Raw genomic sequence first — 12056 nt, 5'->3', positions numbered from 1 at the left:
ACCGGATGTTGTGGACGTTCAGCCGGTCAGCTGCGGGTCGGCCTCCCCGTCGGTGAACGCCGGGCCGCCGATGTCGGCGAGGCGGCCGTCGGCGATGCCCTGCCAGTAGCCGGAGCCCTTGAACTTCGTGGGGCGGGCCTGCCCGAGCTTCGGGTAGCGCTGGTTGAGCTGGGCCTCGACCTCGGCCGACCGGTGGGCGAGGACGAGTTCGACGCTGCGTCCGGACGGGCTCGTCCCGCCGGCCGCGGCCCCTTGGCCCGCGGCCTCGCTCGCCGCGCGCTGGGCGGCGCCGACGCGTGCGGTGACCTCCCTGATGAAACCGAGCATCCAGGAGCGCTTGTAGGCGCGGGCGTCCTCGCCCGCGGGGCGGTGCCGCCGGCCGGCGTCGTCCGCGCCGGTGAGCATCTGCAAACGCAGGCTGGCGAACAGTACTTCGCTCGCCTGGATGTCGGACTCGTAGCCGAAGAGGTGCAGCCGGCGCCGGTTGTCGCGGGTGTCGATGAGCACGCTCTGGCAGCGCATCTCCTGCGCGATGCGGCTGAGCAGCCGGCGCACCTCCTTGGCGTACGGAGGGTGCACGTCGATCATCCTGTCCGTGGGCCGGGCGGGCTCGCCGACGTCGTCGAGCATGGCCCGTTCGATCCCGTACTTGGCCATGAGTTCCATGGCCTTGTCCAGGAAGGCACGGCTCTCCTCCTGGGTCGCTCCCCGGTCCTCCGCCTTGCGCAGCAACGCCTTGACCTTGGTGAGCAGTTCGGGGGACATCGCCCTGCGGGTGGGACCGGTGGCGTCCGGACCGGGGGCGGCGTCCGGCGCGGGCTCCTCCCGCTCCTCCCGCCCCTCCCGCTCCTTGGCTCCGTCCTGCCCCGACCCGGTGATCAGGTCGGCCAGGTCCTCCGGGTCGGGCGCCAGTCCGGCCAGTGCGGCGAGGGCCCAGCGCCGCCAGGCGTCCGCGTCGTCCTGGCGGACCCGGGCACGGACCGTGCGGAGGCGGCCGATGCTGCCGTCGGCCCGGGCGACCAGGAACTCCAGGCGCGCGTGGCCGAGTTGGGCCGTGGCGAGCAGGGCGCACAGTCCGGAGGCGTCGTACGGCTCGTAGCGGACGGTGATGCCGGGCTCCGGGTACCAGTCGGCCGTCTCCTCGTCCTGGTCCCCCGGCTCCTCGTCCCACAGCTCCTCGTCCCACAGGTCGAAGCCCGTGCTCGCCTCCGCGTCGCCGGTGCGTACGCGGACGACCGACGTCGACGGCCGCCCGGAGTAGGCCAGCGCGGCCGCTCTCTCCTGCGGCGACCGGACGATGTGGTACCAGACGGGGATCGTGCCGAGCATGCCCTGCCACGTGGTCTCGTGGCGCTCGTGACGCTCGCGCGCCTCCCAGGCGATGTCGTACCCCAGGCCGTCGTCCTCCCAGGCGTCCACGTCCGGCTGCTCGTACCAGTCGAGGAACGTCTCCAGGTAGTCGGCCGCCGTGCGCCGGGCCCCGGGCCTGCTGTCGTGCAACAGGGCCCGCTCGCAGGGCGAAAGGGCGTCGATCACGGGCTGGAGGACCAGCGACATGTAGCGCTTGACCGCCTCGGACAGCTCGGCGAGGAACGCCCGCGTGGCCTCGGAGCCGGTCTTCTGCTGTACGCGCCGCCAGGCCTCCACCTGCTCCACACCGGCCTGCTGCTCGGCCAGCCACCTGAGATGCCCGGCGCCCTGGAGGTGCTCCTCGCGCAGGAGTACGGCGTCCTCCACCGCGGCGACCGTGCCGGGCGCGCTGATGACCGCCCGGGCCAGCAGGCGGAGCGGCTCCGGTTCGCGGGCGAGGAACTCCGCGGGGGTGACGAGGGCGCGGCCGTGCCGGCGGGGCGCCCACTCCGGCCGGTCGATGTCGCCGTTCCACGGAACCTCCGCGGACCAGCGCGCCCGCCACTCCGCGAAGTCCCGCTCGGGGTCACCGGTGCGCGGCTGGTGGCGGCGCCACCACCACAGCAGCATCTCCTCCCAGCCCTCGGCGTTCCAGGCCCACAGGGCGGGCTCGCCGCTGTCGGCGATCAGCGACCGCACCTCGCGGACGTCTGCCGCCAGGTCGTGCCGGTAGCCGCCGGGTATCAGCCGCTCCAGCCAGCCGACGGACTCGGCCACCGGCTGTGCCCGCGCCTCGTCGGCCGCGATCCTCGCCAGGGTGACGGCGGCTGCCGTGCGCCGGTCACCGAGGTCGGCGGGGAGCAGCCCGTACAGGCCGGGCGCGGTGGTCTCCAGGACGGCGGCGAGATCCCGGATCCTGCCCTCCAGCCACCGGGAGCGCGCTCGCCGGAAGGCTTCGGCCGCCGGGCCGTCGCGTCCGTCGTCCGCCATGTGTCCCCCTCCGCATGCCGTCCCGTCGTGATCATCCTAGGAGCGGTGCCGGGTCGGCCGGCACGGGGTTGTCCGTGCCGGCCAGTACGCTGCGGGGCAGAGGGGAACGGCATCTACAGGGGGGCGATTTCCATGGCCGACGCGTACCCGGAGTTCCGGCTGCGGCTGCCCGGTGGCGGTCCCGAGGCCCGGGGGCGGCTGCTGACGGAGAAGGGGACGAACGGCAGCCAGAAGTTCGTCGTCCTGGCCGGGTCTCCGGGCCGGCCGGAGGTGGTGCCGTCGTTTCCGGCCCGTATGCCGTCCTCGTACCGGCTGAGACAGCGGCTGATCGACGAGGGGGTCCTCACCCGGTCGGCCACCTGGCCTGGCTGGCTGGAGACGACGCGGGACGTCGAGTGCAACTCGCCGTCGGCCGCCGCCGAGATCCTGGTCGGCCGCAGTGCCAACGGCTGGCTGGAGTGGAAGTCGGCGGACGGCCATCCGCTCTCCGACTATCTCGACCAGGTGTGGTGGGGCCGCAGCCGCGCCTGGCTGGTCCGCGGATCCAACGTCTCCGGTCTCGACCTCGTGCGGCGGCTGTGGCTGCCGGAGGGACTGGTGACCCTGCAGGCCCGGCATCTGCGGCAGGGTGTCGAGCAGGGCGTCAGCAAGGAACGTCTGCGGGCGGCCGTGGAGGAGGACTACGCCTCCACGGCGACGTACAACCAGAAGGTGCAGCTGGTCGAGGAACTGCACATGTTCCTCTCCCGGATGAGACCGGGCGACACCGTGTGCACCATCTCGGGCGGCCGTCTCCACGTCGGCGAGATCACCGGGGACGCGGAGCAGCTCGCCTCCGAGGACAGCCGGTCCGACCTGCGCCGTCCGGTGGACTGGGCGGAGCGGGGGCACCCGTACGAGGAGCTGCCCGAGGCACTGCAGCAGAAGCTGTCCGCCCAGCACGACGTGATCGACCTGACGGCGGTGAAGGACCTCGTCGACGGCCTGGGGATGAGCGACGAGGACCTGGTCGAGGAGGCCGAGGCGGCCGACCGGGACCCGAGTGCGGAGATCCCCGCCCTCACCGCCCGGCGGGAACCGGAGCTGCCCGTCCCCACGGAGGAGCTGGCCGCTGAACTCCTCGTCCACGACGTCGGCTGGCTCCGCGAGGTCCGCGACCTGCTGTGCGACGAGCGCCAGCTGGTGCTCTACGGTCCGCCGGGCACGGGCAAGACGTATCTCGCCCTGAAACTGGCCGAGTTCCTCGGCGGCGGTCCCGAGCAGGTCAAGCTCGTGCAGTTCCATCCGTCGTACGCGTACGAGGACTTCTTCGAGGGTTTCCGGCCGCAGGAGGACCCGCGGACCCGGCAGGTCGCCTTCCGGCTGACCGCCGGCCCGCTGCGTGAACTGGCCGATCTCGCCTCCCGCGAGGGCAACCACCACATCCCGCACTTCCTGATCATCGACGAGATCAACCGCGCCAACCTGGCCAAGGTCTTCGGCGAGCTGTACTTCCTGCTGGAGTACCGGAACAAGTCGGTGCGGCTCACCTACTCCGGCGACGACTTCGCACTGCCGCCCAACCTGTTCGTCATCGGCACCATGAACACCGCCGACCGTTCGATCGCCCTGGTCGACGCGGCCATGCGGCGGCGCTTCGCCTTCGTGGAGCTCTCTCCGCGCACCGAGCCGACGAGCGGACTGCTGCGCCGCTGGCTGCTGCGCGAGGGCCGCGACGCCGAGCCGGCCGACCTGCTGGACGCGCTGAACTCCCGTATCGAGGACCCGGACTTCCGCATCGGGCCCTCGTACCTGATGAAGAAGGGCGTCTACCGGGAGGGCGGTCTGGAGCGCACCTGGCGGACCAGGATCCTCCCCCTGCTGGAGGAGCACCACTACGGCGAGGGCGTGGACATCGAGAAGCGCTACGGTCTCGCCGCTCTCCGGGAGTCGCTCGGGTGACGAGAGCGGTCGACCTGGTCGAGCACGCGCCCGCCGTCGGTGTCGCTCTGCCGGACCCCGTCGGGCGTGCGCTGGCGTCCGGGGGCGTCGTGGAGGCGGCTCCGGATCCGTACACCCCCGGACGCTGGTCCCTGCGGGCCGGCAGCAAGGTCGGTGCGGTGGCCGTCACGGCGCCGGGTGGGGCCGGCTCGTTCACGGTGCGGATCGCGCCGAAGGTTCCGATCGCGCGCCTGTTCTTCCTCCTCGGCTACACCCTGAACCCGAAGGGCATGTGGCGGGACGGGGACGTCGAGGTCGCCGGGCACCGCGATCTCCTGCCGGCCCTCGCCCACGCCGTGGAGCGGCAGGTGGACCGGGCCCTGCGCCAGGGACTTCTCCAGGGGTACCGGACGACGGAGGAGTCCTCCCTCGTGGTGCGCGGCCGGATCCGGGAGACCGAGCAGATACGGCGGCGGTTCGGGTCCGTGCTGCCGGTCGAGGTGGCCTACGACGAGTTCACCACCGACATCGCGGAGAACCGCATCCTGCGCACGGCCGTGGAACGCCTGCTGCGGCTGCCCGGTGTGCCGGGCGAGGTGCGCCGCAGGCTCCTCCACCAGCGTGCCCGGCTGGCCGGCGTCGACGTGATCGCACGCGGGCGGCCGCTTCCGGCGTGGCGGCCGACACGTCTGAACTCCCGGTACCACCAGGCACTGCGCCTGGCCCACGCCGTGCTGGACGACACCTCGTTCGAGCACGCCCCCGGCGGACTCCGTGTCGACGGTTTCCTGTTCGACATGAACAAGCTCTTCGAGGACTTCGTGACAACGGCCCTGCGGGAGGCCTGCCGTGCGCACGGACATCTGGCGCGGCTCCAGGACCCGCACCACCTCGACGTGGCCGCCGCGATCCGTATGAAGCCCGACTTCGTGCTGTACGGACCGGACGGCGCGGTACGGGCCGTCGTGGACGCCAAGTACAAGGCGCAGAAACGGGACGGCTTCCCGGACGCCGACCTCTACCAGATGCTCGCGTACTGCACCGCCCTCGGCCTGCCCGAGGGCCACCTGGTGTACGCCAAGGGGAACGCCGCGCACGCCGCCCACACCGTGCGGCACACCGGCGTCGTCATCCATCAGCACGCCCTGGACCTGGACCAGGAACCCTCCGGCCTGCTCGCGGACCTCGGTGAGGTGGCCGTCCGGCTGGTGAACACCGCTCCGGCGTAGGACGGCGGTCCGCTCACGACGACTCCTCACCCAGGGGAGGGCGGACAGTGGTGGGTGAGCGTGGTCGTCGTCGTGCCGTCGGGGGTGCGGACGGCGACCGACGGCGGCCCGGTTGCCGCGCGGCCGCGCCCAGCACCGCCGACAGGCCGCCGGTCGCCACCGACTCCGGCGGTGACAAGGACGCGAACGGCGGAACGTCAGTTCCTGCCGCTCGCCCAGCCTCCGGTCCGGTGTTCCGTGACGCCCACGGGTCCGGGATCATCGACCACGGCGGTGTGGGCGAGGCGCACCAGATCGGTCCGAGAGCGGATCGACAGGGCCTGGAAGATCTTGCGCAGGTGGTAATTCACCGTGTGCGGGGACACGTACAGGCGCCCGGCGATCTCCTTGTTGGTGAGCCCCTGCACGGTGAGCCGTGCGATGGCCACCTGCTTTTCCGTAAGGCGGTCCCACCCGGCGACGCGCGGCGCGGTGCCGGGACCGGCCGCCGCGGGCGCGCGTCCGGCGGGGTCGGCGTCGGCCGCGCCGGGGCGCTCGGGAGCCTGCGGGGCGGGCGCGGTGAAGAACCCCCCGGTCCCGTCGAGGGCCGCGCCGAACTGACGGGCCCGGTACTCGTCCACCTGCTGCCGTATGGCCAGCTGTGCCGAGACGGCCATGGAGTCGCGGATGACACGGCGGAACAGGGGGTTGGCGAACCGCACGTCCTTGCCGTCTTGGCTCAACAACCCGGCGGTGACGGCTTCTTGGATGTCCCGCAACAGCTGTGACGCCTTCTGCCCGAGCACCTCGGTGAGCTCTCCGAAGATCAGATGCGTGCCCAGGACGGAAGCGACGAGGAGCAGATGGGTGGTCGAGGGGGAGCAGTCCTGCAGATAGAGCCGCACCAACCCCTTGAACTCCTCCGGCAGGCAGTCGGTCTTCAGCCCGGCCCTCACATCGACGGTCACCCCGCCCTCGTCCATGAGCCCTTCGAGGAGGATCTGCAGTGCCTGGGGGTGTCCGGACAGCGAGGACACCAACCGGGCCAGCTCCTGGTCCGGTTCCGCGCCCAGGATGTCGTAGGCCATCCGCTGGGCCGCGTCGTCGTCCAGCGGCCGCAGCCGGAACAGCCGGCGGGGCACGGCCAGGGAGGCGAGGGCGAGGTCCAGTGGGCTGTTGGGTCGGCCCCAGCGCCGGCTGGTGCACCAGATGACCGGTTGCCCTGCGGCCTTCCGGCACACCCGTTCCAGTGCCCTGACATCGGTTCCGTCCGAGCAGTGGGTGTCGTCCAGCAGGACGACGACGGCGCGGTCGTAGGATCCGGCTTCCTCCCGCAGGCCTCGCAGCACCGTCGCGCCGGCCGCCTCGGCCACGGAGGCGGCCTCGGCGAGCAGACGGGACTTGCCCATACCCGGCAGCCCCTCGAAGGAGATACGGAGGCTTCCGGACCGATGCGCGGAACGAATCGCTTGTCTGAGCGTGGAGACTTCCGAGACTCGACCGTGCAGGGGATGAGTTCCAGCCTCCAGCACTGTGTTCACGTCCTGTCACCTTCTGTCAGCGTGGGGATGAAAAGCAGAGGGGACAACTGGGTGGCAGGGCTCCACCTCTGATCCGCAAGAGGCGGAGAGGTCAGTGGCTGCGTACGAGAGACGACCTCGCCACCTGGGAGCCGCACGCCGGCGCCGTTGCCATGGGAACCGCCACCTGGCATAAACGGTCACCCGCGGCTCCGGTTGACACAAGGATGGTCGTTCAACTCTCGCCTACTTGGTCAAGTTGCTCGCCGACCTCCTTCCCCCCTGGGCGCCTCGCCGCCGACCGACCGGTTCCCCTGCCAAAACAAAGAGAACGTCTGCTATGTTTTTGGGGTCGAGGTTATCACCGACACACCAAGGGGGGACGCACACACCATGGTCACCACCTGCCCTGCCGGTTCGCCGTTCGCGCGCACCGCGTGGCCGCTGACCGACTTCGTCCGCACCGTCTTCAGGGCCCTGCCCCGCGCCGACCAACGGCGCTGGGCCGATGTGTACCTGCGCGGACTGCTGAGCACGCCAGGCCGCAAGACGATGAAGCGCCTGGCCGTGCAGATGTGCGCCGAACCGAGTGCCGGCCAGGCACTCCAGCAGTTCATCACCTCCAGCCCCTGGGACTGGCAAGCACCCCGTTCCGTCCTCGCCCGCCTGGCGGCGGGCCACCTCCCGGATCACGCGTGGGTCGCCGGCACGTTCGTGTCCGAGAAGAAGGGGGGCCACTCGGTCGGCGTCCACCGCCGTTTCGTGCCCGGCACCGGAGGCACGGTCAACTGCCAGGTGGGAGTAGGCCTGTTCCTCGCCTCGCGCACCGAGGCGATCCCCGTGGACTGGCGTCTGGTACTGGACGGCAGGTGGTGCGAGGACGCGGCACTGCGACGACGGGCGCGGATTCCCGACACCGTCGAGGGGGGATCAGCCTGGACGGGTGCCCTGGAGATGGCGGCCACCTCCGGCGCGGTACGGGGGATGGAGCGCGCGCCGCTCGTCGCCGACCTGACGACGACCGGGGATCTGGCCCGTGACCCCGGCGTGCCCGCCCTCGGCAGCAGGGAGTTCCTCGTCCGGGTGCGCCCCGACCACCCCGTGATCGAGCCCACCCGCGGTACGGGCTCCCCCCTGTCCCCCGTCGTGTCGACCGCGGAGCACGCGACCAGAGAAGGGGGAGTGCATTCCCGGGCGGCGCTGTCCCTGTACGACGACGGGTCCGGACCGGTAGAGGTCCGCTCGGCGCTGGTGCGGCTGCCCGGGCAACGCGACCCCGGCGCCTCCCCCCGCCGTTACCGGCTCCTCTCCCTCTCCTTCCCCGGCGAGGCCGAGGAGCCTCAGTTCTGGCTCAGCACGCTGCGCCGAAGGGACATAGGGTACACATTCTCCCTGATGCACCGTCAGCGACTGGTGCGGGAAACCCTGCACACGCTGGGAGAGGACTACGGCCTCACGGACTTCGAGGGACGGTCCTACCCCGGCTGGCACCACCACATGACGATGGTGTCCGCCGCGTACGCCTACCGGCGCCTGCGGTCGGGTACGAGCGAGCGCCTGAGCGCCTGACGGTCCCGGCTGCGGGCGCGCGCCCATGGGGCCCACCGGCGAGCCGGTGGATCAGGCCGCGGTCCAGCCCCCGTCCACCGGCATGGCGGTGCCCGTGACGAACGACGCCCGGTCGCCGAGGAGCCAGGCCGCGGCCTCAGCGACCTCGCGAGGCGCCGCCATGCGCTTCTGGGACGAACGTTGCACGAACGGACCCTCCAACTCCGGCTGCTTGCCGAGTACTTCGTCCATCAACTCGGTTCTGACACTACCGACCACCAGGGCGTTCACCCGGATGCCCTGCTCGCCGTAATCGGCCGCCGCCGCGCGCGTCAGGCCCAGCACCGCGTGCTTCGCGGCCACGTACGGCGCGCCCGACCCGGGGGCCAGTACCCCGGCCACACTGGACGTGTTCACGATCGAACCGCCCTGCCCGTCGGCCAGCATCGCCGGTACCTGCCGGCGCAGACAGTTCCATACGCCCCGCACGTTCACGTCCATGACACGGTCGTAGTCCGCCTGGTCGGTCTCGTGCAGCAGCTTTCCGACCGATGCCCAGCCGGCGTTGTTGAAGGCCCCGTCCAGCCGGCCGAACCGTTGCACCGCGATCTCGACGGCCCGGGCGACATCCCGCTCGTCCGTGACGTCGCCCGGTGCCGACACCGCCGAGCCGCCCGCGCGGGCGATCTCGTTCTCCAGCTCCCGCAGCAGCCGCTCACGCCGGGCCATCAGCACGACGTTGGCGCCCTCCGCGGCGAACAACCGGGCCGCCGCCGCTCCGATGCCGCTGGAGCATCCGGTGATCATGATGGTCTTGCTCTGCAAAAGCATGGAGGTGCAGCTCCCAGGGGTGTGTGTCAGGGTCCGACCGGGTGGCTCGCCCGGCGGAACTCGGCGAGGTTCCTGCGGGCCCATGCCTCGAACGTGCCCGGAGGGCGGCCGGTCACCCGCAGCACGTCCTGTGTGACGGCGGCCTTGGCCCCGGCGACCTGGCGCCCGGCCATCTCCAGCACCGCCCGGGCCATGGGCTCCGGATACCGCGTGCGCGAGCGCTCCAGCGCTTCCCGCTCGGTCAGGTCCCGGTAGGGGACGGGCCGCCCCAGGAGCGTGGCCAGCTGTGCCACCTGCTCTCGCGCCGAGATGGCGTGGGGCCCCGTCAGAGCGTAGGCGCGGCCGCGGTGCTCGGGGCCGGTGAGGGCGCGGGCAGCGACCTCGGCCACGTCCGCCGGGTCGACACACGCGTTGGGGGTGTCTCCGTGCAGCGCGCGCACCGGCTCGCCGGCACGTATGGCTCCCGCCCAGCTCAGGCAGTTGGACATGAAGGCGCGCGGCCGCAGGAGCGTCCAGGTCAGACCTGAGGTCTGCCAGAGGTGTTCGCACTCGCGCTGCCATCGCGTGATGAGGTCCTGCGCGTCCGCGTCGGTGACGGCGAGGGCGGACAGCTTGACCACGTGACGCACTCCTGCTGCCCTGGCCGCGGCGGCCAGGTGCGCGTCGTGACAGGGGTCGACGGGATCGATGGTGGCGACGAACAGGGCGTCGGCGCCTTCCAGGGCGCGTTCCAGGCCGGCGCGGCGCCCGAAGTCCGCGTGGACGAGGCGGCCTCGGACACCGCGGCGGGCGGCCTGCTCGGGAGACCTGGTCAGCGATCGCACGGCATGGTCGTCATGCAGCAGCTCGGTCAGGCGGCGCCCGACGGTGCCGGAGGCGCCCGCGACCGCGATGCACGCGCTCATCCGGCCCTGCCCCTCGTGGCGTCCAGGTCGAGCCGCGCGACGGTCTCGGGCCGGGCGAGACCGGGCAGGAGCACCCGCCACATCATGACCGTGCGTCGGGGCAGGTCCGCGCGGTTGCTCACCATCTGGGAGTAGAGCTGGAGGCCGGTGCACGCGGCCACCAGGAATTCCGCCGTGTCCTCCGGCCTGGCTCCGGGCAGCAGTTCGCCCTCGTCGACGGCCGAGCGCAGGCAATCGGCCATTATCTCCTTCCAGCCCAGGTAGGAGGAGGGGTCCCGCAGGCCGAAGCCGCCCTGTTCCACCGAGAGCCGCACACCCGCGCGCAGCAGCGCGTTGGTCTGAAGCTCCCAGGCCCACACCAAGGTGATGTCCACCAGCCTCTGCAGGCCGTGGGAGTTCAGCTTCGGCTCGATCACCTGGGCCTGGGCGTTCATCACGGCGCGCGCCAGCCCTTCCTTGGACTTGAAGTGGAAGTAGAGAGCGCCGGCGGTGACCTTCGCCCGTTCAAGGATGCGGGAGATGCCCGCACCCGCGTATCCGAACTCGTCGAACACCTCCGCCCCTGCCCACAGCAGTGCTTCGCGGGTGCGCAGGGCTCTCTCCTGGGTCGGTGGAGCCATCGCTCTGCCTCAACCCTCCTCGACAAGAAAAAGAACATCTTTTATGTTCACAGACGACTGACGCTTAGTCCAGGGAGTGATGTTGTCCAAGCCATCGGCTCTTGACCCCACCGTCCCGAACCCGCCCCGAGTGGCACGGCAGTCGGTTCACAAACACCATGCCACCGAGGTACTCCTGACCGGCTGGCGGAGCGTCGGGCAGGACCACTTCGTGGTCACCGCTCGCTGGCCCGGGAACCACGCGTTCTACACCGCGCCCGGCTCCCGGCACCGCCCGCTTCTCCTCAGCGAGACCATCCGGCAGAGCTTCCCGTTACTGTCGCACGAGGCATACGGCGTCCCCTTCGGCCACCACCTGGTCTGGGACACCTACACGTGGTGCCTCGACCCCGCGCTCCTGCGCGCGGACGGTCCGGACGCCGACGTCGAACTGCGTGTGCGGGCCCGGGAAGTGGTGCGCCGCCGGGACGCCGTGGCGCTGCTGTCACTCACCTACGACGTCCTGCGGGACGGCATACCCCTGGCCGCCGCGAGCAGCCGCTTCACGATCCAGGCCCCGGCCGTCTACCGGCGGTTGCGCGGCACCCCTGCCGACCCGGCCGCGATACGTCCGATACCGGTGCCACCGGCGGTGCCCGCCGGCTCCGTGGGCCGCGACGACGCGTACGACGTCGTCCTGGCGCCCACCGACACGGCCCGGCGGTGGCAGTTGAGGGTCGACACCGAGCACACGGTGCTCTTCGACCACCCCGTCGATCACGTTCCCGGCATGCTGCTCCTGGAAGCCGCCCAGCAGGCGGCCCACGCGGCCTGCGGCCGGCCGGCGGGCTGCGTGACGGCGATGGACACCCGGTTCCACCGCTACGCGGAACTGGACGCCCCCGCCTGGATCGAGGCCCGGCGCGGCGCCGGTGACACGGTGGGCCGTACGCGGCTGTCCGTGACCGGCCGCCAGAACGGCCAGGAGGTGTTCTCCTGCACGGTCACGCTGGACGAGGCGGAGCCGGGGCGCGGGTAGCGTTCCCCTCCCCCCCGGCAGGGGGGACGGCGGGACACCTGACGATCACCCGGTCGGGGGGGGGGGGGGGGGGGGGGGGGGGGGGGGGGGGCGGCGGGGGGGGGGGGGGGGGGGGTGGGGGTGGGGGGGGGGGGGGGGGGGGGGGA

At 71.9% G+C, this 12056-nt stretch carries 9 protein-coding genes; 4 read left to right on the top strand and 5 right to left on the bottom strand.

What is annotated here, in order from left to right; all coding sequences use genetic code 11:
* Positions 1-18: 18 nt before the first annotated feature.
* The gene (locus ACZ4U1_RS11645; protein WP_467902320.1) at positions 19-2340 is read right to left on the bottom strand and encodes a DUF7168 domain-containing protein; all 2322 of its coding nucleotides are present in this window, start codon (positions 2338-2340) and stop codon (positions 19-21) included.
* Positions 2341-2472: 132 nt separating this feature from the next.
* On the opposite strand from ACZ4U1_RS11645, the gene ACZ4U1_RS11640 reads away from it, so the two are divergent.
* Entirely contained in the window at positions 2473-4281 is a 1809-nt protein-coding gene (locus tag ACZ4U1_RS11640; protein ID WP_467902318.1) for a DUF4357 domain-containing protein, read from the top strand.
* A complete protein-coding gene (locus ACZ4U1_RS11635; RefSeq protein ID WP_467902316.1) occupies positions 4278-5489 on the top strand; it encodes an McrC family protein in 1212 nt (403 codons plus the stop codon). The genes ACZ4U1_RS11640 and ACZ4U1_RS11635 overlap by 4 nt, the downstream gene beginning before the upstream one ends.
* Positions 5490-5686: 197 nt before the next feature.
* Here the strand turns inward: ACZ4U1_RS11635 and ACZ4U1_RS11630 are convergent, their stop codons facing one another.
* Positions 5687-6877 (bottom strand): helix-turn-helix transcriptional regulator, encoded by a 1191-nt coding sequence (locus tag ACZ4U1_RS11630; protein ID WP_467902314.1) that lies wholly within the window; start codon positions 6875-6877, stop codon positions 5687-5689.
* 504 nt (positions 6878-7381) lie between these two features.
* Between ACZ4U1_RS11630 and ACZ4U1_RS11625 the strand changes: the two genes are divergently transcribed.
* Positions 7382-8557 (top strand): IS701 family transposase, encoded by a 1176-nt coding sequence (locus tag ACZ4U1_RS11625; RefSeq protein WP_467902313.1) that lies wholly within the window; start codon positions 7382-7384, stop codon positions 8555-8557.
* Between the two features lie 51 nt (positions 8558-8608).
* Here ACZ4U1_RS11625 and ACZ4U1_RS11620 read toward each other — a convergent pair whose 3' ends face one another.
* Genes ACZ4U1_RS11620 through ACZ4U1_RS11610 form a run of 3 tightly spaced genes read right to left on the bottom strand, consistent with a single transcriptional unit; the run spans position 8609 to position 10892 of the window.
* The gene (locus ACZ4U1_RS11620; RefSeq protein WP_467902312.1) at positions 8609-9367 is read right to left on the bottom strand and encodes an SDR family NAD(P)-dependent oxidoreductase; all 759 of its coding nucleotides are present in this window, start codon (positions 9365-9367) and stop codon (positions 8609-8611) included.
* Positions 9368-9393: 26 nt separating this feature from the next.
* On the bottom strand, positions 9394-10272 hold the full coding sequence (locus ACZ4U1_RS11615) for an NAD(P)H-binding protein (protein WP_467902311.1): 879 nt from the start codon (positions 10270-10272) through the stop codon (positions 9394-9396).
* Positions 10269-10892 (bottom strand): ScbR family autoregulator-binding transcription factor, encoded by a 624-nt coding sequence (locus ACZ4U1_RS11610; protein WP_467902309.1) that lies wholly within the window; start codon positions 10890-10892, stop codon positions 10269-10271. The genes ACZ4U1_RS11615 and ACZ4U1_RS11610 overlap by 4 nt, the downstream gene beginning before the upstream one ends.
* Positions 10893-10971: 79 nt before the next feature.
* On the opposite strand from ACZ4U1_RS11610, the gene ACZ4U1_RS11605 reads away from it, so the two are divergent.
* Positions 10972-11910, top strand: coding sequence for a ScbA/BarX family gamma-butyrolactone biosynthesis protein (locus tag ACZ4U1_RS11605; protein ID WP_467902308.1), 939 nt, complete (start codon positions 10972-10974; stop codon positions 11908-11910).
* The last annotated feature ends 146 nt before the right edge of the window (positions 11911-12056 follow it).

The sequence above is a fragment of the Streptomyces sp. NPDC028928 genome (assembly GCF_055564915.1).
This window is presented reverse-complemented; position numbering and strand designations above follow the sequence as displayed.

Excerpts from the sequence above, each read along its gene's own strand:
- ACZ4U1_RS11615 (WP_467902311.1), bottom strand. The coding sequence starts at position 10,272 with ATGAGCGCGTGCATCGCGGTCGCGGGCGCCTCCGGCACCGTCGGGCGC.
- ACZ4U1_RS11620 (WP_467902312.1), bottom strand. The coding sequence starts at position 9,367 with ATGCTTTTGCAGAGCAAGACCATCATGATCACCGGATGCTCCAGCGGC.
- ACZ4U1_RS11630 (WP_467902314.1), bottom strand. The coding sequence starts at position 6,877 with ATGGGCAAGTCCCGTCTGCTCGCCGAGGCCGCCTCCGTGGCCGAGGCG.
- ACZ4U1_RS11625 (WP_467902313.1), top strand. The coding sequence starts at position 7,382 with ATGGTCACCACCTGCCCTGCCGGTTCGCCGTTCGCGCGCACCGCGTGG.
- ACZ4U1_RS11610 (WP_467902309.1), bottom strand. The coding sequence starts at position 10,892 with ATGGCTCCACCGACCCAGGAGAGAGCCCTGCGCACCCGCGAAGCACTG.
- ACZ4U1_RS11645 (WP_467902320.1), bottom strand. The coding sequence starts at position 2,340 with ATGGCGGACGACGGACGCGACGGCCCGGCGGCCGAAGCCTTCCGGCGA.
- ACZ4U1_RS11640 (WP_467902318.1), top strand. The coding sequence starts at position 2,473 with ATGGCCGACGCGTACCCGGAGTTCCGGCTGCGGCTGCCCGGTGGCGGT.
- ACZ4U1_RS11605 (WP_467902308.1), top strand. The coding sequence starts at position 10,972 with ATGTTGTCCAAGCCATCGGCTCTTGACCCCACCGTCCCGAACCCGCCC.